At 66.6% G+C, this 22015-nt stretch carries 16 protein-coding genes and 1 riboswitch; of the genes, 6 read left to right on the top strand and 10 right to left on the bottom strand.

Going from position 1 to position 22015, the window contains the following annotated elements; genetic code table 11:
- Nucleotides 1-60 precede the first annotated feature (60 nt).
- Nucleotides 61-588 carry a DUF3761 domain-containing protein gene (locus R2N03_RS10285; protein WP_316657467.1) on the top strand — a complete coding sequence of 176 codons (528 nt, stop codon included), beginning with the start codon at nucleotides 61-63 and terminating at the stop codon, nucleotides 586-588.
- Between the two features lie 81 nt (nucleotides 589-669).
- On the top strand, nucleotides 670-2385 hold the full coding sequence (locus tag R2N03_RS10280) for a SulP family inorganic anion transporter (protein ID WP_316657466.1): 1716 nt from the start codon (nucleotides 670-672) through the stop codon (nucleotides 2383-2385).
- A 27-nt stretch (nucleotides 2386-2412) separates the two neighbouring features.
- Here the strand turns inward: R2N03_RS10280 and R2N03_RS10275 are convergent, their stop codons facing one another.
- The 3 genes from R2N03_RS10275 to R2N03_RS10265 form a co-directional block, all read right to left on the bottom strand.
- Nucleotides 2413-4188: a virulence factor family protein gene (locus tag R2N03_RS10275; protein ID WP_316657465.1), complete on the bottom strand. Its 1776-nt coding sequence runs from the start codon at nucleotides 4186-4188 to the stop codon at nucleotides 2413-2415.
- Complete coding sequence (gene mprF, locus R2N03_RS10270; protein ID WP_316657464.1) at nucleotides 4185-6815, bottom strand: bifunctional lysylphosphatidylglycerol flippase/synthetase MprF; 2631 nt, start codon at nucleotides 6813-6815, stop codon at nucleotides 4185-4187. Before mprF ends, R2N03_RS10275 begins: the two co-directional genes overlap by 4 nt.
- 300 nt (nucleotides 6816-7115) lie before the next feature.
- Complete coding sequence (locus R2N03_RS10265) at nucleotides 7116-7304, bottom strand: hypothetical protein (RefSeq protein WP_316657463.1); 189 nt, start codon at nucleotides 7302-7304, stop codon at nucleotides 7116-7118.
- A 497-nt stretch (nucleotides 7305-7801) separates the two neighbouring features.
- Here R2N03_RS10265 and R2N03_RS10260 point away from each other — a divergent pair, with 497 nt between their 5' ends.
- The 3 genes from R2N03_RS10260 (at nucleotide 7802) to R2N03_RS10250 (ending at nucleotide 11545) form a co-directional block, all read left to right on the top strand.
- Nucleotides 7802-8818: a helix-turn-helix domain-containing protein gene (locus tag R2N03_RS10260; RefSeq protein ID WP_316657462.1), complete on the top strand. Its 1017-nt coding sequence runs from the start codon at nucleotides 7802-7804 to the stop codon at nucleotides 8816-8818.
- Between the two features lie 291 nt (nucleotides 8819-9109).
- Nucleotides 9110-11035, top strand: a complete 1926-nt coding sequence (locus R2N03_RS10255) for a S8 family serine peptidase (RefSeq protein WP_316657461.1) — start codon at nucleotides 9110-9112, stop codon at nucleotides 11033-11035.
- Between the two features lie 21 nt (nucleotides 11036-11056).
- Entirely contained in the window at nucleotides 11057-11545 is a 489-nt protein-coding gene (locus R2N03_RS10250) for a hypothetical protein (protein ID WP_316657460.1), read from the top strand.
- Nucleotides 11546-11741: 196 nt separating this feature from the next.
- On the opposite strand, the gene R2N03_RS10245 is transcribed toward R2N03_RS10250, so the two are convergent.
- The 3 genes from R2N03_RS10245 to R2N03_RS10235 form a co-directional block, all read right to left on the bottom strand.
- Nucleotides 11742-12998, bottom strand: a complete 1257-nt coding sequence (locus tag R2N03_RS10245) for a voltage-gated chloride channel family protein (RefSeq protein ID WP_316657459.1) — start codon at nucleotides 12996-12998, stop codon at nucleotides 11742-11744.
- A 76-nt stretch (nucleotides 12999-13074) separates the two neighbouring features.
- Nucleotides 13075-13140: riboswitch (Fluoride riboswitch) on the bottom strand.
- Nucleotides 13141-13212: 72 nt separating this feature from the next.
- Nucleotides 13213-13947: a DsbA family protein gene (locus R2N03_RS10240; RefSeq protein WP_316657458.1), complete on the bottom strand. Its 735-nt coding sequence runs from the start codon at nucleotides 13945-13947 to the stop codon at nucleotides 13213-13215.
- Nucleotides 13948-13985: 38 nt separating this feature from the next.
- Entirely contained in the window at nucleotides 13986-15347 is a 1362-nt protein-coding gene (locus tag R2N03_RS10235; protein WP_316657457.1) for a hypothetical protein, read from the bottom strand.
- Nucleotides 15348-15986: 639 nt separating this feature from the next.
- On the opposite strand from R2N03_RS10235, the gene R2N03_RS10230 reads away from it, so the two are divergent.
- Entirely contained in the window at nucleotides 15987-17480 is a 1494-nt protein-coding gene (locus R2N03_RS10230) for an acyl-CoA synthetase (RefSeq protein WP_316657456.1), read from the top strand.
- 73 nt (nucleotides 17481-17553) lie between these two features.
- On the opposite strand, the gene R2N03_RS10225 is transcribed toward R2N03_RS10230, so the two are convergent.
- The 4 genes from R2N03_RS10225 to R2N03_RS10210 are packed head-to-tail and all read right to left on the bottom strand — an operon-like array spanning nucleotide 17554 to nucleotide 21965.
- Nucleotides 17554-18711: an enoyl-CoA hydratase/isomerase family protein gene (locus tag R2N03_RS10225; protein ID WP_316657455.1), complete on the bottom strand. Its 1158-nt coding sequence runs from the start codon at nucleotides 18709-18711 to the stop codon at nucleotides 17554-17556.
- Nucleotides 18708-19505 carry an enoyl-CoA hydratase gene (locus R2N03_RS10220; protein WP_316657454.1) on the bottom strand — a complete coding sequence of 266 codons (798 nt, stop codon included), beginning with the start codon at nucleotides 19503-19505 and terminating at the stop codon, nucleotides 18708-18710. Before R2N03_RS10220 ends, R2N03_RS10225 begins: the two co-directional genes overlap by 4 nt.
- Complete coding sequence (gene mmsB, locus R2N03_RS10215) at nucleotides 19505-20398, bottom strand: 3-hydroxyisobutyrate dehydrogenase (RefSeq protein WP_316657453.1); 894 nt, start codon at nucleotides 20396-20398, stop codon at nucleotides 19505-19507. The genes R2N03_RS10220 and mmsB overlap by 1 nt, the downstream gene beginning before the upstream one ends.
- Before the next feature lie 19 nt (nucleotides 20399-20417).
- Complete coding sequence (locus R2N03_RS10210) at nucleotides 20418-21965, bottom strand: CoA-acylating methylmalonate-semialdehyde dehydrogenase (RefSeq protein WP_316657452.1); 1548 nt, start codon at nucleotides 21963-21965, stop codon at nucleotides 20418-20420.
- Between the last annotated feature and the right edge of the window lie 50 nt (nucleotides 21966-22015).

The raw sequence follows: 22015 nt of genomic DNA, 5'->3' as shown, positions 1-22015 counted from the left end.
ACTGTCAGTTGACGTTATTCGGTCACGCACGTATCTCCGTGCCTCGTTGAGGGTCTCGACATGAAATTGTCTGCGTTGATGTTTTCGATGGGCGCGCTGGTGATGGGCTCGGCGTTTGCGCAGGGCACGACGGCGCCCGCCACCGCACCGGCCGCAGCGCCCGCCGCTGTCCATGCGGTCTGCAAGGACGGCACGCCCTACACCGGCGCAACGCTCAAGGGCGCCTGCCGCGGCCATGGCGGCGTCGACAAGAAGGCCAGCGCCGCCAGCGCACCGGCCGCGCCCGCGGCTGCACCCGCAGCACCCGCGTCCGCCAAGCCCGCACCGGCCACCACTGCGGCACCGATGCCGGCGCCGGCCCCCGCCAAGCCGGCAGCCGCTGCACCGGCCAAGCCAGCAGCAGCCGCACCGGCGAGCGTGGCCCCAGGCGGCGGCGCTGACAAGGTCTGGGCCAACGCCACCACCAAGGTTTATCACTGCCCAGGCGATCGCTACTACGGCAAGACCAAGCAAGGTGAATACATGACCGAGGCCGACGCCAAGGCACAAGGCATGCGCCCGAGCCGCGGCAAGGCCTGCACCAAGTAAGGTCATCCAGAAGCACGCTATGCACGCCGCGGCCCACTCCGGGTCGCGGCGTCTTCCTTTTCCGCCGCACCGCCGTACCGCATGCCCCCCCGCTACGAACACCCCGCAAACGCCCTGCAGCATCCCGACCGCTTTGTGCCATTGGGCACACCGCCGCTGCCGACCCAGCAACGCGTGCTGCGCGACGTCATCGCGGGGCTCTCGATCGCGGGCCTGCTGCTGCCCGAGGCCGTCGCCTATGCGGGTATCGCCAGCCTGCCGCCGCAGGCGGGGCTGATCGCCCTGCTCTGCGGGCTGGTGGTGTACGCGCTGCTTGGCACAAGCCGTTTTGCCATCGTCTCGGCCACGTCGTCATCTGCCGCGGTGCTGTTCGCGACGGTGCTTTCCGAACCCGGGAACAACGGTTCACCAGCGCTCACGCTGGCAGCCGCGCTGATCATCGCAACCGGTGCGCTATTCATCCTGGCAGGCGCGGCACGACTGGGCGGCATGTCGGATTTCATCGCACGCCCGGTGCTGCGCGGCTTCACCTTCGGCCTGGCATTGACCATCGCGGTCAAGCAGTTGCCGAAGATCCTGGATGTGACCGTCCGCCACAGCGACACCCCGCGCATGATGCTGGACCTGCTCACCAGCGTGCCTGGGGCCAACCACTACAGCACCGCGCTGGGCGCGACGGCACTGGCGGCGCTGTTCGGACTTGGCCGATGGGGCCGCATCCCGGCCACGCTGCTCGTCATCGTGCTGGCCATCGCGGCGGGCTTCTGGATCGACTGGCATGCCTATGGCATTGCCATCGTCGGCCACATCGATCTGCAGAACATCAGCTTTGGCGTGCCCAGCCTCAACCGCACGCAGTGGATGCAAAGCGCGGAACTGGGCTTTGCGCTGATGCTGATCCTCTATGCGGAATCCTATGGCTCGATCCGCAACTTTGCGCTCAAGCACGGCGACAGCATCTCTGCCAACCGCGACCTCGTCGCCCTGGGCTGCGCCAACCTGCTCTCAGGCCTGCTGCATGGCATGCCGGTCGGCGCCGGGTACTCGGCCACCTCTGCCAACGAAGCGGCCGGCGCGCAGTCGCGCCTGGCGGGCCTCTGCGCGGCGGCCGTGGTCGCTGTGATCATCTGGCTGTTCCTGCCGCAACTCGCGCGCATCCCCGAGCCGGTGCTCGCCGCCATCGTGATCTTTGCTGTCAGCCACTCGCTGCATCCGAGTGTGTTCAAGCCCTACTGGACATGGCATCGCGACCGCATGGTCGTGATTGCCGCGCTGCTGGCCGTGCTTGTCCTCGGCGTGCTGCACGGCTTGCTGGCCGCCATCGGCGTGAGCCTGCTGCTGACGCTGCGCAAGCTATCGGAGCCCAACGTGAGCGAACTGGGCCGGCTGCGTGACAGCCATGATTTTGTCGATGTGTCCTTGCATCCGGAAGCCAAGGCGGTGCCGGGCGTGCTGATCGTGCGGCCGGAGGTGCCCTTGTTCTTCGCCAACGCAGAGCGCGTGCTGGGCAAGGTCCGCGCGCTGCTGCGCACGCCGGCCGAGCCGCCGCTGCACACCATCATGCTGAGCCTGGAAGAGAGTCCCGATGTGGACGGCTCGGCAATCGAGGCGCTGCGCATCTTTGCCGCCGAATGCACGGCACGCGACTTGCGATTGATGCTCGTGCGACTCAAGCCGCGTGCCCTCACGGCCCTGCAGCGCGCGACCGACGCCACGCTGCAGCCCGAGATGCTGCACGAACTGAGCGTGGATGAATGCGTGCAATCGCTGGCGAGCAACGCGTCCGCCAAGACATGACGGCCCCACCGCTGCAGCGCCGGCAGCCTAGCGCGAAGCGTTGCCCGCCACGCGCGCTCCTTCCAGAATGATGCGCGCCAGCTTGGCGTAGTCGCCATCAAAGTGATGACCGCCCGGGAGTTTCACGAGCTGGATCTGCTTCGGGTCCAGACCCGGGCAGTTGGTGTCCGTCTCTTCCTTGCCGTAGATGCACATGCCAAGGCCTGCGGGCAGCTTCTGTACCTCGGGCAGGATCAGCAGGCCCGAGGTGCTGCTCGACATCCAGTTGGTCATGTGAAACTCGAAGTCTGCACGCTTGCCCAGACCCATCATCACGGCCAGCGCAACATGCTCGCGCGAAGCCGCTGGCAGGCGATTGACGATGAAGGGCAGCACGTCCGCGCCTTGCGAATAGCCGATCAGCAGGACCTTCTGCTTCTTCCAGCGCGTGGCGTAGAAACGCACGATGCGGTCGACGTCGGCTGCCGCGGAGGCCGGCGTGCGCGGCGTCCAGAAGTAGCGCAGTGAATCGATGCCGACCACCGGCACACCCGATTTGGACAATGCGGCGGCGACCTCCTTGTCCAGCCCTGCCCAGCCGCCGTCGCCCGACAGCAGCACGGCAAACAGTTCCGACGACGTGCCCGGTTGCGCGGCCACCTCGATGATCGGCAAGTCCGACACCGCGGCAGGCGGCGGCGGGGGCAGCGGCTTGCGCTGTGCCACCAGCTTGGCGAACGCAGCCTCGAAGGGTTCGCTTGCGGTCACCGGCGGCGTATTGGCGGCGGGCGCAGCATGCGGCAGCGCCACCGACTGCGCGCCGGCAATCGTGTCGATGAAGGTTTGCGTGGCGCGCGCCTCGCACAGCGGCCCGGAGCGCCGCGCAAACGGCGTCAGCACGCCAGATTGCAAGGCCACCCAGGGCGCCGAAAGCTTCGTGGCCGGCAGCAGCACCACGCCTGCGTTCTCGGGCGGCTTGTTGCGCTTGGCGGTGGTGCGACTCTCGCTTTGGCGGCGGCTGAAGTGCACGCCCTCACCCTTGCACAGCGGCTTGCGCAGCTCCAGCACGGGGCAGAACTCCATCGACATGGCCGCGGCAAAGATGTTCGGGCGTGCCTGCGCGATCATGGCGTAGGCGAGCGCGCCACCTTCGTTGTCACCCACGAGGATGGGTGGGTAATAACCCGGCACCTTCTCGTAGGCCTGCAGGAAACGGCTGAAGTTCTCGAGATCGCCATCGGGAAAGGCGCAGTCGCCAAAATCGGCCTCGAGGCTGGAGAACAGCGCCGGCGTCGACAGTCCGGCCACGAGCGCCCCTTGCTCTGCCAGGGCCTGCGCCATGCGCGATGTCGCGGGCGTCCAGCCCTGGTCACCCGAGAGCATGAGCACGACGGAGCGGATTTCGCCCTTGGGCTTGTAGACCGGTACGTCGCGAAAGCGCCCGTGCGTGACGAACTCCACGGCGCCAGGCGCGGCAGCGGACGTAGCGGGCGCCACCACGGGCAGCGAGAGCACGCCGCCGTTGGCGACCTTGTTGGCGGTGACGGCGGCCGCGCTCATCTGCAGACGCGGCGGCGCATCGCCCTGAGCAGGAACTGCCACGACGCCGCTGGCACCCGTCATGCCGACGGGTGGTACCAGCACCGGCCCCTGCACGGGCGGCGTCCTGGACGCCGAGACCGCCGCGGGCGCGGCAGCCGCCACGGCCCAGGATGCCGTCAAACCGGCCGCAAGAAGCACGGCGCCAGCCATGTGCAGACGCCAGCCACCGTGCTGCGCTCCCCTGTGCCGCGCCTCTTGCGTGCGCGGTGCTTGGCAACTCATTTGGAGATCACTCCCTTCAACCCGCCGCCGATCAATGCGGCAACGTCCGTCAATGTGAATAGCGGTGCCAGTCCGCCACGCGTGAGCAGGTAGCGGGGTTCCCACACCGGCTCGAACTTGTCCTTGAAACTGCGCAGCCCTCTGAAATTGTAGAAGCGCGCGCCATGGCGGAACATCATCCGTCCGAATCGATGCCAGCGTGGCGCAAGCTGATGCTCGACCATGCCCGACATGGGCGCCATGCCCAGTCCAAAGCGCTGATACCCCGCCGCCTGGAAATGCAGGATCAGCTTGCCGAAGAGGAAGTCCATCGTGCCCGGCGGCACGTTGGCGCGCTGGCGCATCAGGTCAACGCTTGCCTCGATGCGCAGCACGTCGGGGCACATCAGCGTGGCAAACGCGAGGATAGCCCCTTCGCGGCGCACTACTGCCACCGGCTGGCTGCGCACGTAGCGGTCGTCGAAGGCGCCGAGGGAGAACCCCTTCTCGCGCGCGTGCTGGTTGCGCAGCCATTCATCAGAGATGACACGCAGTGCTTCCAGTATGGCGGGCACACCTTCCACCGGCACGATCTCGAACGACAGGCCCTCGCGCTCGCCGCGCGTCACGCCGTGGCGCAGGTTGGCGCGGCGCGATCCCTTGAGGCTGAACTCCGGCAGCGACACATAGGCCTCTTCGCCCAGCTTGTAGGCGCGCAGCCCTGCATCCAGGTACAGCGGCAGCGTTTGCGGCCGCGTCTTGTAGAACGCGGCGCGGCCGCCGTGCGCATCGGCCATTTCGATGAAGCGCCAAATGAGCTCCGGCCACTCCTGCTGCGCGCCCACCGGATCGGACAGCGCCACCCACGAACGCCCCTGCTTGGCATACATGATGAAGGCGTTGCCCGACGGCGAGAACAACAGGCTCTTGTCACCCATCAGCGCGAGCACGGCGTCGGCGGCGGGCTGCTTGCGGATGATCGCGGCGGCGCGGTCGAGGTCCTGCTCGCTCGGGAATGTCGTGACCCCCGGCTCCTTGCGGAAGAGCTGCCACATCCCGAACCCGAGGCCCGTGACGGCCACCGCCATCAGCGCGCGGATGGAGCGCGGCGCGTCGCCGTCAAACGTGAACTGCCACCAGAGCTGGTTGGCGTACGCGACTTCCCGGTAGGCGAAAAAGAGAATCCACACGCAGGCCGCAAACACGCACACCATGGCGATCAGCCAGCCCGGTTCCAGCCGTTGCGAAAACAGCGAAGACGGCCGATCAAACTGCCGCCGGGAAATGACGAGCAGCGCGGCCAGCGTGGCCAGCACGGCCATCTCGGATACGGCGATGCCCTTTGGCAAGGCCAGCACGCCCGTCAGCACGGACAGCACAAGCGCCGCCCACCAGGCGGCATCAAGCCGATGCAGCAGCCCCCGCGCGACGAACAGCATGATGAGCCCCGCTACGCTGCCGATCATGTGCGATGCCTCCACCACGAACAGTGGCACATGCATGCGCAGGAGGTCTTCGGCTTCGTCGGAGGCCGGCGTCACGCCAGAGACGAGCAGCATCACGCCCGCCACCATCGTCAGCGCGGCCAGCAGGCCGGGCGAGAGCCTGACCGCCGCCCGGCCGAACGGTGCGCCCGCGCCCGAGCGCAATTCGAAGACGCCGAGCATGGCCGTGGCCACCACGAGCGGCAGCAGAAAGTAGATGGCCCGGTAATACAGCAGTGCAGCGAGCACCTCGGCGGGCGGCGACTGACCGCTGCAGCCAAGCAGCATGACGGCCTCGAACACACCGAGCCCACCCGGGCTCTGGCTCAGCACCCCCAGCGTGACCGCCAGCGCATAGAACGCCACAAACGTCGGCAGGTCGACCGCGCCGGCCGGCATCAGGAACCACAGCGCCGCCGCCGCCGCGCTCAGGTCTGCCGCCGAGATGGCGAACTGGCGCGCTGCCAGCCCGGGCGGCGGCAAGCGGATCTCCCACCTGCCGAACAGCGTCACGTGCCGGCTGCGCATGCACAACGCCAACAGCACGAACACCCCGGCGAGCACCAGCAGCGCAACGGCCTCCAGCAGCGCTGCGGGCAAATGCGTGATGGCGGCAATGTGCGGCGCGCCCCAGAGCAGTCCGACTGCTCCGAACGCCGTGGTCGATACCCCAAGCGCACCGGCGTCGAAGGCGACCGCCTCGGTGACGCGGGCCGCGTCCACGCCGGCTGCCGCGTATAGACGCGTACGCACCGCACTCGCGGTCAGCGAACCCAGCCCAACGGCATTCCCCAGCGCGTAGGCGATGAACGACGTGGTCGCCACCGTCCCAGGTGCCATGTGAGCTCCGGCATACCGCAGGCCGGAGGCGTCATAGCGGGTGAGCGCCGCATAGCTGAGGGCCGTGGCCACGATGGCCAGCCATACGTGCAGGCTCGGCGTGGCCTGCAGCGCAGCGAGCATGTCGGCGTAGTGCACGTGATCGAGCAGCGCGTACAGGCTATCGAACACCAGCGCACCCAACACGAGCACGATGCCGATCATGGCCCAGCCGCCCAGTCCCAGGCCCGGATCGCGCGGGCGAGCGGGGGACACGGCAGCAGATGGGCTGTCCGGTGGTCGGGACGGATGGGGGCTGGCGTCGTTGGACGCGGCTTCAGGCATGGAGCAAAGGCAAAAGGAATCCGGCTGGCGTGGGCTGCGTACCCGTGCCAGGTTGATCAAAAAAGAGACAGCGGGGCTGGGGCGAACAAGCGCGCCGCGCCGCAGCCAATATCACGCTTACGGCCTCGACGTCCCTGCCGGACCGAGGCAGGCCGGTGCAGGTGGTTTCCCGCTACGCCGACACCGTTTCCGGCCGGCATGCCAGCTTCCCGCCGAGTCGCGCACGCAGGATCCGCGCGTTGTTTCCGGTGTCACCTCATACGGCTGAAACAGCCGTTTTGTTGACACGCACAGCGCATTTTACGGTTTGGGCGCACTCCCTGGCACTTTTGGCGCCCCATCGGGCTTGCCGGTATCGACCGACACCGGATCGCTGGCCGGGAAGGTCTCTTCCAGGCCTTCGTCCAGCAGCGATTCTTCGTGCGAATCCGGCACCGGCGGATGCGGGTTGGCGGGCATGGGGGTGGGCGACGCGCGATCGTCTGGCATGGCGTTCTCCGAGAGTGCAGACCCAGCATAGGCAACGCTGGCGGAATCGGTGACGGGCGCCTGTTCCGCCCGCGGCCCGGGACCGGATACCACGCTTGCGCCACCCAGACCTTCCCGCAGCAAGGTCTGCACCTGCCGCCGGCGACCGTGGGTTGGCATTCAACTTGGCACAACGGGCAAACACGGCAAACGATTGCGAACCCGACAAAAACTCTGGGCTTCATCGCCTGAACAGGTGGAGTGCAGTGCACAATCCTGTGCGGCGATTTTCCATCGTCTCACCCTGCATGACGCGCAGGCGACCGGTGCCCTGGTGCCTTGGCCGGCTGCCGCTGGTTGCGCGGTCCTTGATGACGGAGCGGCAACGCGCACTGACGCGGCAGACGTCGTGCCAGGCGTGCCACCTTCGCGAGGCATGTGCGGCACGCCCCACTTCAGAGGCATGCCGCAGGGCCATGCTGCTTCTGCACAATGACGTCGGTCTTCGGGAACCCATCGTGAGCAAAGCGCCCCACTCTCATTTCGATACGCGTTCCGTGCCGCGCGAGCAGCAGTTTGCGGCGTGGCGCGACGCCATCAACGTCCTGTTCGACATTCGTGCCGCCGCACCCGAGGCACACGGCTTCGAAGCCAGCGTGGACGCCTATCTGTGCGGGGAAACAGGCCTCGGGATGATCCACACGCAGGGACAGCACTACGATCGCTCGCGCTCCAAGCTCGGGCGTGACGGTGTGGACGCCTACATCCTCCAGTACTACCTGCAGGGCAGCTGCGGACAGCGCGACGGCGCCACCGGCACTGCCACGCGCCCAGGCGACCTGTTCATCGTGGATGCCGCGCAACCGTTGGCGACCAGCACCACCGACAGCCAATTCCTGAGCCTGGTCGTGCCGCGACGCCTGATGGCGCCGCTGCTGCGCTCGCCGGACGAACTCAGCATGCGCGTGCTGCGCGGGGACAGCCCGATGATCGGACTGCTGCGCGATCACTTGTGCGCGCTGTACCGATCGGCCGGGCACCTGACCGATGGCGAGATACAGGCGGTCATCCCGAGCACGCTGCAATTGGCGGCGGCCGCCATCAATTCGCAGGTGACCGAATCGAATGTGCGCGCGGTGCGTGAGAGCCTGTTCGCCGCCATCTGCCGCCATATCGCACACAGCCTGGCCGATCTGGAACTCTCGCCCGAGGGGGTGGCCGCGCACTTTGGCATCTCACGCGCCACACTGTACCGCCTGTTCGAGCAGGAGGGAGGCTTCGTCAATTACGTTCGCGCACAGCGCCTGCGGCAATGCCATGCCATCCTGGCCGACCGCTCGCAAACTCATCGCTCGGTCGCGGAGATTGCACTGACGTACGGTTTTTCCGACGCGTCGAACTTCACGCGCGCCTATCGCCGGGCGTGCGGCATGTCGCCACGCGAGACGCGCATGCTGGCGCTCGAGGGCCGGGCGGCCGCCCTGCCTTTCATCCAGCACAAGGACTGGCGGACCTGGCTGACGCAGATGCGCTGACGCCCCAACCATCGCTCACCTGCTCACACCCGCGCCCCCTCCTCCTACCCTCCAGACGCGCTCGGCCTGAGACGCGCAGACAGGTTCGCGCGACAGCCGCACCGATCCGCGGCCACCAGCGCGTTCTTCGTTGAATCCCCCGCCAGGTGCATGCGAGCATCCGGCCCGACCTGACTGGCGCCCATGCGCTCGCGACGTGCACGACCTCGTGCAATCGCTTCGTCGCCGGGTCGGACAGCAGACGGACACACCGTCCTTTGCACAACACACAATGAAAAAAACGGGGGTCTCGTGAAGATCGTGACGGGAAAAACGCTGGCGTTGACGCTGCTTGCAGCCGCAGCGCTGACCGCGTGCGGGGGCGGCGATTCGCCCAGCTCCAATGCAAGCAATGGCGGCACCGCGCCGGCATCCACCTGTGTGGAAACCGGCGTCGATGCCAAGTACGCCTGCCAGACCGGCAGCACCGAACCGCTGTACGCCTACCAATGGGCGCTCAAGCAAGCCAGCAGCTTCTTCGCGGCGTTCGGCCTGGTGGCCAATGGCACGACGGACATCAACGTGGAAGAGGCGCACTCGGCAGGCATCAAGGGCCAAGGCGTGAACGTCCTGGTGCTGGACGACGGGGTCGACATCCGCAACGAAGACCTCGCGGCCAACGTCAACCGGTCGATGACGTACAACTTCGACGACGGCACGACGGACCCGACACCGGCGGACATCCCCGCCAACATTGCAGATGCGCATGGCACCAACGTGGCCGGCATCATTGCTGCCGCACAAAACGGCAAGGGCGTGATGGGCATCGCACCCCGCGCGACGCTGGGCGGCGCCCGCTTCATCGGTTCGCCCAATGCCGACACCAACGCCGCCTACGGCGGAGCGGACTGGTCAAAGAACGCCTACCTCATCAATGCATCGTATGGCGCCAACCCGCCGGTGCCCACGGAGTACGACACGGCCACCTCCACGCAGGCAGCCGTGCGAGCGTTTCCGAACCTGCGAAACGGCCGCGGCCTGGTGATGCTCAAGGCCTCGGGCAACGAGTACGAGTCCATCAGCAACGGCCCGGGAGTTCCGCCCCGGACCTGCCCCACCGTGGGCGCCGGCAATGGCATGATCGCCTGCGAGAATCCGGCCAACGACATCGAGACGCTCGAGCCTGGCGTGATCGTGGTCGGCGCAGCCAATGCCATGGGCATCAAGTCAAGCTACTCGAATGCGGGGGCGGTCAACTGGATCACCGGCCTGGGCGGCGAATTTGGCGACGGCGGCAAGTACGGTGAAGTGGGTACCGGCCCGATGATCTTCTCGACCGACCTGTCCGGCTGCGCGCGCGGCTACAGCCGCAATGGCGTCACCGGCCCCAACGATTTTGCGGTGGGCGGCTCGGCCACCAACACCAAGGACAACGCCAACTGCGACTACTCCAGCATGAACGGCACATCAGCGGCCACGCCGACGCTGTCGGGCGTGGTCGCATTGATGCTGGCAGCCAACCCGAACCTGACCTGGCGCGACGTGCGCGAGATCCTGCGCGCCACCGCCCGCAAGATCGATCCCGACTACGGCAGCCGCGACGGCCGCAACGCCCGGATCGACCTGACCACGGGCGCTGCCACCGCCGACACCGGCACGGCGCTCACCGATGGCGCCACCACCGCCCGCCTCGACTACGGATGGCAGACCAACGGCGCAGGCAACGCGTACTCCACGTGGTACGGCTTCGGCCTGGCCGACGCCTCCGCAGCCGTCAAGATGGCCAAGGCCTACACCGCATACAAGCCGGCCGCCCTGTCCGTGCCGGACTTCGCCGCCGCCTTTGGCAACGTCAATCAACTGAACTACGGGTCGGTGCAGAAGCTCGGCCAGTTCATCGTGACGGGTTCTGACAAGGTGGATGCGCTGCAACTTCGCCTGACGGGCTCGGTGTGTATCGGCAGCGTCGGCTTCTTCGTAAAGTCGCCGTCGGGCACCGTATCGGCGCTGTCCTTGCCGTACAACAGCTACTACAACGATGGCGTCAACGCCGTCAGCAGCTACGGCCTGGGCAGCTACGCGTTCTACGGAGAGAACGCTGCGGGCACCTGGGAGGTCTACGCTGTCAGCGGCGTACCGACCAATGCCTGCTCGTCTTACCTGCCCCAAGGCGGCACACGTACCGTGACCCTGGCGGCACCGCTCGCCGTCGAGTACCGCGTCATCGCCGCCAAGTAAGCCCTTTTGAGAGCCTTCAACATGTTCATTTCCTCAGCATTCAAAACCCTGGCCGTGGTGCTCGTCTCTGCTGCCGTGGCGGGTCAGGCCATGGCAGCTGACCTGGCGATCGGTAAGCGTCTGTCGAAGCAGGAGCTGTCGCAGTACGCCAGCGCGCCGGTGGTGCAGGTCGAATCGCAGTCGTTCAAGGTGCTGTCCAGCGGCACGCGGACCAAAGGCGCCGGCGCCACCTCGACTGCCGTCACGCAGGTCGCCAACGAACGCGGCGTGGTGGGCGAAAGCCGTAACGAGGTCGTCGTCTCGCAGGTGTCGGCAGACAGTGTGCGTCAAGCTGTGGGCAGCCTCACGACCGCCCCCGTATCGGCGGAGTACTACGGCCACATGAAGGTCAGCACGCTGCGCTTTGCGACGTTCCAGGAAGCAGTCAACGCACGTACCCAACTGAAAAAGCTGCTGCCGCAGGCACGCGTGGACGTGCCGATCCAGTACGCTAAGCCCGTGGCACGCTGATCCCGTACCGCCCAGCGCTGCACGCCCCGCCTTGCGCGGGGCGTCTTGCCTGGATGGAGAGGGTACCGAGTGCGCTGCCGGCCCGGCGCCTTGCCCCAGTGGCAGATCCACACTGCGGCATGATCGAGGCAAGCGCACCCCCATGACTGCCAGCGAGCCTACGCGGCGGCAATCCACAGGCCAGCCATGATTGCGGCTACCCCGCCGTCACGTCCGATTGCGCGGACGGGCGCTTTGCATGGCCGATGCGCTGCGCGTGGTAGATGCCCGTATGGCCCGAGAAGAGATAGCTCACCACGCAAGCCATCCCCGCGAACGTGCCCACCTCCGGGCCGAACAGCTCCATGGCCATGATGGTCGACGCGATCGGTGTGTTGGCCGCGCCCGCGAACACGGCGACAAACCCCAGCCCCGCCAGGAGGGGAAACGGCAGTGGGAGCACATAGCCGAGTGCATTGCCGAGCGTGGCGCCGATGTAGAACAGCGGCGTGACTTCGCCGCCCTTGAATCCCGAGGCCAGCGTCACGATGGTGAAGGCCGCCTTGCCGGCAAAGTCGTAGGCCGGCAGCGGGTTGCGGAACGCGTCGACGATGACCGGAATCCCCAACCCAAGGTATCGGTCGGTACCGAGCGCCAGCGCGGCCCCAGCCACCACGCAGCCGCCCAGCACGGGGCGCAGCGGCCCGAACGGAATGTGGCGCTTCAGCAAGCGGCTGACCCCGTGCGTCCATGCGGCAAACGCCATGCCGACCAGGCCAAAGACGATGCCCGCGAGCACCACCGCCCCGATCGCAACAGGCGTGAGATGCGGAACGAACGGGATCGCATATGGCGTGTGATGAACGCCCAGCCATGGCGGCACAAGATCCCCGACGATGGCCGCAATGAAGCACGGGAAGATTGCGTCATAGCGCAGGCGCCCGATCGCCAGCACCTCCAGCCCGAATACCGCGCCGGCCAGGGGCGTGCCGAACACCGATGCAAACCCCGCGCTGATGCCGGACATCAGCAGGATGCGGCGGTCGCTTGCGTCGAGCGAGAACAGCCGGGTCAGGTAGTCCGCAAAGCTGCCGCCCATCTGCACCGCCGTGCCCTCGCGCCCGGCCGAGCCACCGAAGAGATGCGTGACGACGGTGCCGAGCAGGATCAGCGGCGCCATGCGCTTGGGCACCACGCGCTTGGGGTCGTGGATCTCGTCGATGAGGAGGTTGTTGCCGCCCTCCACAGCGCGGCCCGTGTAGTGGTACAGCAACCCCACAGAAAGACCGGCAAGTGGCAGCAGCCAGAGCAGCCAGGGGTGGGCCGTACGTGTATCAGTCGCCCATTCCAGCGCAAGCAGCAGGACCGCCGAGCCCACCCCGGCAAGCACGCCGACAAGCGACCCCAGCGGTAACCAGCGCAGCAGGTACCCCAGCATCAGCAGGGCCTCGGGGCGCGTATTCGTGTTCTTCATGATGACCAGATTCGAAGGACGCAAACCTGGACGACAGGATGTCGTATGGACGTGTGCCTACAACTTCCCTGTCCAGGAACCTGTAGGCATCATCAGCCGGCGAGCCGGCGATTCAGGGAGGAATGCCATCTCCACAAGGTGGCGCATTGTGCCTGAAAGCGGCCTGTCGGCACAAGCCGACCCCCCATCCCACAGCGTCCTGCCCACCGCCACCTCAGGGCTTGGCGAGCATGTCCTCGATGGCATGCTCGAACACACTCAGGCCTTGTGCGCCGACGATCAGGCGACCCTGCACCACGCCGTTCACCTGCCTGCCGATCACAAACGACGGCGTGCCGGAAATGCCCAGGGATTGAGCGTACTGGCGATCGGCGTTGATATCGGCGAGGTACTTGTTGGCCGTCATGCACTGCTGATACTGGCTGGCATCGAGCCCCAGGTCCTGGGCGTATGACGCCAGTGCAACGGTATCGATCCGAGCCTGGTTCTTGAACACCAGGTCCTTCATTTCCCAATATTTGTTCTGATCGCCCGCGCAGCGCACCGATTGCGCGGCGTTGATCGCCAAGGGATGGAAGTCGAGCGGGACATCTCGCAAGACATAGCGCATCTTGCCCGTATCGATGTACTTCTTCTTGAGCTCGGGAAACGTGCTGGCTTCAAAGCGCGCGCAGTAAGGGCACTGGAAATCGGTAAAGGCGACCAGCGTGACCGGCGCGTCCGCCTTGCCCATCACATGCGTCGCTGGCGCCTTGACAGACAGCGTGCGTGCCGGCGCGGCATTGCCCGGCGCTGCGGGTGCCGCCTGCCGGGCCAGCAGCTGGTGGATCGCGCGCAGCTCGTTCAGGATGGCCTCGCCCTGCTGCTGGGTCATGGGCGCGTCGGCGTAGGCGGCACACGAGAGGAACATGCTGCCGATACAAGCGAACATGGCTGGCCAGAACTTCATGACTTTCCTTGGTTTCAGATGAATGAAGGGCTCACCGGTCAGTGGCAGACGCCAGCCGTGCACACGCCGGATAGACAGTCGGTCGACACCAGGCAGGTCTGTCCTGCCGCGCAGGCGCCGCAGGCACCACCGCCACAGTCAATGGCGGTCTCGCTACCGTTCTTGACGCCGTCAAAACAGCTCGCCGCCTGGCAGACGCCAGACGCGCAGACGCCCGTGGTGCAATCGCTCGGCACAGCACAGTGTTGCCCCGCCGCACATGCGGAACATGTGCCGCCACCGCAGTCCACGTCGGTTTCCTGGCCATCGCGCAAGCCATCGGTGCAGGTGGGCGCCTGGCATGTGCCGCCCAGGCAGACATCTCCGCCCGAACAGTCGGCATTTGTCGAACACGCCGCGGGCACGCAAGCGCTCGCACTGCAGGCGGTGTTGGCGGGGCAGACGACGCCGCATCCGCCGCAGTTGTTCGAGTCCGTTGCGGTATCGACGCACGTACCGCTGCAAGCGCTATAGCCCGACGCGCACGAACACGACACGGACACGTTCGTTACGTTGCCGCTGATGGTTCCGGAGGCGTTCGCCACCGGACAGCTCAGATTGGCCGGCTGGCTCGAGACAGTCACGACGTAAGGATTGCCATAGGCCACGGCTGATGGAAACGTGAAGCTGCCGTTGACACTGCGCGAGAGACTGTCGCCACCATTGTTCTTGAGCACCACCGTGCCACCGCTCAAACCCGAGAGCGTGCCGCCCACGGTGTAGGCGTTGGTTGTGCAGGTGACCGCAACCGTGCTGATATCGCCTGCGCCCATCGTGCCGGAGCCGTTGGCGACGCTGCAGCTCTGCCCAGCCGGATTGGTCTGCACCGTGACGGCAAATCCGCCGCCCTGCGCAACGGGCGCGGCAAAAACAAAAGCGCCGTTGGACGAACGGCTCAGGCTGTCCGCGCCGTTGTTCTGCAAGATGACGGTGCCGTTCAATCCGGAAATCGAGCCGCCAACCTTGAATGCATTCGTGGCACAGACCACGGACACGTTGCCGACATTCGCTGCCGAAACGGTGCCGGCGCCATTGGTTACGGTGCACGTCTGGGTGGCAGGCTGCGTCGATACGGTGACGTTGTACCCTGCGCCGTTGGATACGCTGGTCGCAAAAGTGAACGCGCCGTTGGCGCTGACGGCCAGATCATCGCCGGCGTTGTTCTGGAGCACCACGGTGCCGGACAGGCCCGTGACCGACCCGCCAATCGCATAGCCCTGCGCCGCAGGCGCTGTCGGCCCCGTGGACCCGGCAGAGGCCGTACCACTGGCGCCGCTTCCGTCGCCCCCGCCGCAAGCCGACAGGCCCAGGACAACGCAGCAGGCCAGCAGCCCGCTTGAGAACATCTTCGATACGCTCATTTGAAGTCCAGCGGGTGGCCGCATCCAGAACGATGCCCGCGACGACATGCACGGCGCGCGGCAAGGCGACATCCCGCCTGCAGCTGCCCGCTGCCGGGGGATGAACCACAAGAAAGTCATTGAAGTGCGGTCTGGAAAAGGCCTGGCAGGCCGTGCCGACGCGCCGCCGGAAACCACCATCCCGAAACATGTGGCACGTCAGCGCTTGCCGCTGACTCGGTATGGCACGACGCATCAAGCCGCGCCCCGTCAGCCTGGCCGACCCTCGGCACGCACGCGCCGATGATGACCATTCGCTGGACCGCCGGATTCGCAGGTCTGGCCGGCGACATCCGCCCCGCCAACGTCTGCATTCCCCCGCTTACAATCGACTTCTTCTTATAGGCATGTGTAATTTTGTGGCATAGGCTACACATCCCACCCCACACCCGCAAGGGGTATTTCGAGGGGGCTCGCACCCTCCGGCGGTGGGCGAGTCGCGCGGATTCCCTGAGGCTCTGCGTTGTTCAATGGCATTCACCAGTGTGAGCCATCCGGGGCAGATTGTTCACTGTGGATTCCTCCGGCATGCTCGGTCAACTCACCCGCAGTCCGATCGACCCACGTCGAAATATCGCGCCATTGCCGCAGGAGACACGCATGACCGCCAGCCTGATCTTTGAAGATCGCCCGACCGATGCAGAGACCCTCCTGGCACGCGGCGCGGCCCTTGCCGGCGGGTTGCGGCGCATGGGCGTGCAGGAAGGCGACGTGATCGGCGTGCTGTTGCGCAATGCGCCCGCCTATATCGACGTGATGCACGCCTGTCGCATCGCGGGGTGCCACTTCTGCCCGATCAACTGGCACTTCACGCCTGGCGAGGTGGAATTCCTGATGCGCGATTCCGGCGCCAAGGTGCTGATCGGCCACCGTGACCTCGTGGATGCCGTCGAGCCGCTGCTGCCAGCCCACGTACAACTGCTGCGCGTGGACGCCGAAGGCACCGACCGCGCCGATGGCTACGCCAACTGGCTGGCACTGCAGCCGCCGTACGACGGCCCGCTGGTCTCACCGCGGGGGCACATGGCCTACACCTCGGGCACCACGGGCCGGCCCAAGGGCGTGGTGCGCCAGGCCGTGCCGCTCGACCAGCTCGATGCCCACCTGCAGAAGGCGCGCGCCGTGGTGGCCGCCACCTTCGGCATCGTGCCGGGCTGCCGCGCGCTGCTGCCGGCGCCGCTCTATCACAGCGCCCCCAGCCTGTTCGCGCAGCAGGCCGCGCAGATGGCCGAAGTGCTCGTGCTGCATGCGCGCTTCGATGCGCTGCGCGTGCTCGAGCAGATCGAGCGCTACCGCATCGACACGGTCTATCTCGTGCCGATCATGTACGTACGCCTGCTGAAACTGACCGATGAGGAACGCAGCCGCTACGACCTGTCTTCACTGCGCTTCGTGGCATCCACGGGTGCGCCCTGCGCGCCTGAGATCAAGCGCCGCATGATCGACTGGCTCGGCCCTGTCATCTACGAGACATACGCCTCCAGCGAAACCGGCATGATCACCGTCATGGACCCTGGGGATGCCGCCGCACGCCCCGGCAGCGCCGGCCGCCCCGTGTGCGACGCACAAGTCCGCATCCTGCGCGAAGACGGCACGCCGTGCGCCACCGGCGAGATCGGCCTGATCTACAGCCGCCAGCCCGCCTACCCTGACTTCACCTACCGCGGCAACGACGAGGCGCGCCGCAAGGCCGAGCGCGATGGCCTCGTCACGCTGGGCGACATGGGCTATCTCGATGCCGACGGCTATCTCTACGTCTGCGACCGCGCATCCGACATGGTCATCTCGGGCGGCGTCAACATCTATCCGGCCGAGATCGAGCACGCGCTGCTGCGCCATCCCGATGTGGTCGACTGCGCCGTCTTCGGCGTACCGGACGACGAATACGGCGAGCGCCTTATCGCAGTTGTGCAGACTGAACGCGAAGGTCTGCAGGCCGAGCCCATGATCGCGTGGCTGCGCGACCAGATTGCCGGATTCAAGATCCCGCGCCAGATCGAATTCACCGCCGCACTACCGCGCGACGACAACGGCAAGATCGCCAAGCGCCGCCTGCGCGACGCGTGGTGGGGCAGCCGGCAGCGCCGCGTCTAGGATGGCCGCTGGAGGCGGTGCGGCAGCCATGCCTGCGCTGCCGTGCCACAGAAGGGCCTGCGCCGCCTTCCGTCTACTGCACGCCCAGTCCTGCCAGTGGATGTACCTCCGACCGCCAGGGCGACGCCAGAAAATGCTGCACGCGCTCGGGGCGCACCTGCGGCAACGTAGCCGGCGCCCAACCCGGGCGATGATCCTTGTCGACGAGATGTGCGCGCACGCCTTCGCAGAAATCACCTTCCTGAATGCCACGCGCCACGATACCCAGTTCCATCTGGAAGCATTCGGCCAGTGACAGCTGCCGCCCACGCAACAGCGCCTCGCGCGTGACGTTCAGCATCGTCGGCGAATGCGAGGTCAATGCGTCGAGCGTAGCCTGCAGCCACTGGCGCAATTCACGCTCGGATTCCCGCTCCAGGCTCTCGCGCAGCGTGGCAACGATGCGATCGACCGACGAACGCCGATCGAAGTAGCGCAGCACCCACGGCGTCGCCTGTGCCAGCGGCGCGTGCGGCACGACGTTGCACGGCGGCTCGAACACGCGGCGCAGGGCCTGCATGAGGTCGCCGTCGTGCGGCATGCGTTGCAGGCGCTCTTCGAAGGAGGCAAGCCATTCCGCAGGCACGCACACATCGGCCAGGTGGCAATGCAGCGCGTCGGCGCCCGTGAGCGTCACGCCCGTCAGCCCGACATATAGCTCAAGCTCGGGGGACATCACGCTCAGGAAGCGCGTGGCGCCCACGTCGGGCAGGAAGCCGATGCGCGTCTCTGGCATCGCCATCTTGGTGCGCTCGGTCACGACACGCAGGCGTGCGGCTTGCCCCAGGCCCATGCCACCGCCCATGGTGATGCCGTCCATCAGCGCAACGATGGGCTTCGGGAACTGATGCAGCGCGTAGTCGAGCCGGTATTCGTCAACGAAGAACTGCAGCCAGCCGTCGTCGCCATCCATGCGGCCCTGTTGCGCAAGCTGATAGAGCGAGCGCACATCGCCGCCGGCGCAGAAGCCTTTCTGGCCAGCGCCGCGCAGCACCAGCGCGACGATGCCGTCTTCATGCCGGCATTGCTCTAGCAGCGTCGCCAACTGGCGCACCATGCCGTGCGACAGCGCATTCAAGGCTGCTGGCCGGTTCAACGTGATGATGGCCACGCGGTTCACCACGCGCATCAATACCTCGGGTTCGGCAGCGGCTGCCTCGGGCAGCGTTGCCTGACGTTGGACGGCACTCATTGCAGCGTCTCCGATTCGTGTGCGGCATGCCAGCGCGGCGCGCGCTTCTCCAGAAAGGCGTTCACGCCTTCACGTTGATCCGGATGGTCAAACAGATCGACGAAGCGCTCGCGCTCCACGGCCAGCGCTGCGCTGCGCGGCACGCCATTGCGCGCTTGGTGGATGAGCTGCTTGCTGAAGGTGACGGCCTGCGGGCTCAACGTGGTCACACGCAGCGCCATGGCGATGGCGGCTTCGCGTGCGGCACCGGTTTCCACGACTTCCTCGACCAGGCCGATGCGCAGGGCGGTCTGCGCATCGACGCGCTCGCCGGTCAGGATCATGCGCTTGGCCCAGCCTTCACCCACGAGCCACGGCAGCGTCTGCGTGCCGCAACCGCAGCAGAGCAGGCCGACGGCCGTCTCGGGCACGGCCAGCTTGGCGTGGGCCTCGGCGATGCGGATGTCACATGCGAGCGCGCACTCCAGGCCGCCGCCCATCGCAAAGCCATTGATGGCCGCGATCACCACCGGCCGCGCATTCTGCAGCGCCTCGAACGCGGCACCGAAGCGCGCAGCGGCCTCGCGGGCCACATCGCGGTCGCCATCGGCAAAGGTATTGAGATCCGCCCCTGCGCTGAAGAACTTCGGCCCATCGCCGGTGACGACGATGGCGCGCACGCGCGCGTCGGCGTTCAACCGTTCGACGGTGGCTTGCAGTTGCAGCAGACCTTCCGGCGTGAATGCGTTGGCCGGCGGACGCTTGAGCGTCAGCACCGCGATGGTGCCGTCATGCAGCGTTTCCAGTTCGATCATCACACCGCTCCGTCTTTCCGATACAGCTTGATGACGGCGGAGAAATCCAGCTTGCCATCGCCCTTGCTGCTCACGGTTTGATAGAGCTGCTGTGCGAGCGCCCCCAGGTAGACCGGTTGGCGGACGGATTTTGCGGCGTCACCCGCCAGGCCCAGATCCTTGAGCATCAGGTCGGTGCCGAAGCCGCCGGTGTAGCCGCGCGAGGATGGCGCGGTTTCGATCACGCCCGGGAACGGGTTGTAAGTGTCGGAACTCCAGCAGCGTCCCGTCGACGTGTTGATGATGCCGCCGAGCACCTTCGGGTCGATGCCGAGCGCCTCGCCCAATGACATGGCCTCGGCCACGCCAGCCATGGTGATGCCGAGCACGAGGTTGTTGCAGATCTTCGCGCCCTGCCCGGCGCCGGAGTCACCGCAATGCACGAGGTTCTTGCCCATGGCGGAAAGCACGGGGCGCACCTGTTCGAACGCCGCCGCGCTGCCGCCCACCATGAAGGTCAACGTGCCGGCCGCTGCGCCGCCCGTACCGCCAGAGACCGGGGCATCGACAAAGGTGTTGCCGTGCTCCGCCGCCAGCGCAGCAAACGCCTTCACGCTGGCCGGGTCGATGGTGCTGGAATCAATGATCGGCACGCCCTTCGCGATGCCCGCCAGCACGCCATCTTCCGCCGTCAGCACGTGGCGCACGTGGGCGGCGGCGGGCAGCATGGTGATGACCGTCTCCGCGCCGGTCACAGCGTCCTTGGGGGATTCGGCGGCCACGGCACCGGCTTCCACCAGCGCGCCCACCGCCTGCGCGTTCAGGTCGAATACGCTCAGTGCGTGGCCCGCCTTGAGCAGGTTGCGCGCCATGGGGGCGCCCATGTTGCCCAGGCCGATGAATGCGATTTTCATGACAACGCTCCCGGTGCGATCAGCGCAGGCTGATGGTGGTGTTCACGCCGCCGGCGTCGACCGCATCGTCAAACCAGCGCGCCGTGACCGTCTTCGTTTGCGTATAGAACTGCACGACCTGCTTGCCGTACGGGCCCAGGTCGCCCAGCTTGGACCCACGCGAGCCGGTAAAGCTGAAGTACGGCACGGGCACCGGAATGGGAATGTTGATGCCCACCTGACCGATGTCGATCTCGCTCTGGAACTTGCGTGCAGCTGCGCCGCTCTGCGTGAACAGCCCCACACCGTTGCCGAACGGGTTGGCGCTGACCAGCGCAATCGCGTCGTCCAGCGTGGGTGCAGTCAGCACCAGCAGCACGGGGCCGAAGATTTCGTTGGTGTAGATGTCCATGTCGGTCTTCACGTCGGTAAAGACCGTGGGGCCGATAAAGTTGCCGTCTTCGTAACCGGCCACGCGCACGTCGCGGCCGTCAAGCGCGAGCGTGGCGCCCTGCTGCACGCCGGATTCGATCAAACCGAGGATGCGTTGCTTGGCGGCACGCGAGACAACTGGGCCGACGTCGGTACCCGGCTCCACACCGGCATTCACCTTGAGCGTTTTTGCCTTGGCGATCAGGTCCGGCACCCACTGCTGCGCCGCGCCCACCAGCACGACGACGGAGGTCGCCATGCAGCGTTGCCCCGCCGCGCCAAAGGCCGCGCCCACCAGCGCGTTGATGGCCTGCTCGCGGTTCGCATCGGGCAACACCACGGCGTGGTTCTTCGCGCCCATCATCGATTGCACGCGCTTGCCGTGCTCGCTGCCGAGGCGATACACGTGCGTGCCGACCGCGGTGGACCCGACAAACGAAATCGCCTTCACATGTTCGTGCGTGCACAGTGCGTCCACCACGTCCTTGCCGCCGTGCACGACGTTCAGCACACCCGGCGGCACACCGGCTTCCAATGCCAGCTCAACGAGTTGCATGGTCGAGAGCGGATCCTGCTCCGAAGGCTTGAGCACGAACGTGTTGCCGCACACGATCGCCATCGGGAACATCCACAGCGGAATCATGGCCGGGAAGTTGAACGGCGTAATGCCCGCGCACACGCCAATCGGCTGGCGCAGCGTATACGTATCGACCGCGCCGGCCACGTTCTCCAGGAACTCGCCTTGTTGCAGCGAGCCCACCGAGCACGCGTGCTCCACCACCTCCAGCCCGCGGAAGATGTCGCCTTCGGCATCGGGCAGCGTCTTGCCCTGCTCGGCCGTCAGCGTGCGGGCGATGCGCGGCGAGTGCTCACGAATCAGCGCCTGGAACTTCAGCATGATGCGCATGCGCGCACCGACCGGCGTGTTCTTCCACGTGGCAAACGCGGCATGTGCGGAGCGGATGGCTGCATCCACTTCGCCGGCCGTGGCAAACGGCACGCGCGCCAGCACTTCCTGCGTGGCGGGGTTGACGATGTCGCGCCATTCCTTCGACTGCGATTCGACAAACTCGCCGCCAATCAGCAGCTTGACGGTGGGCGGGGTGTCCTGCTGTGCAGCAGGCTTGGCGGAAGCGAGGGAAGCAACGGCGCTCATGGGAGTCTCCTGGCGAATCGGTGTCGGTTGCGGTGGCGGTAACGGGTTCA

The sequence above is a fragment of the Ralstonia condita genome, from assembly GCF_958405655.1.
Classification (GTDB): domain Bacteria; phylum Pseudomonadota; class Gammaproteobacteria; order Burkholderiales; family Burkholderiaceae; genus Ralstonia; species Ralstonia condita.
The sequence above is the reverse complement of the archived record's forward strand: the minus strand, read 5'-3'. Positions and strand labels throughout refer to the sequence as shown.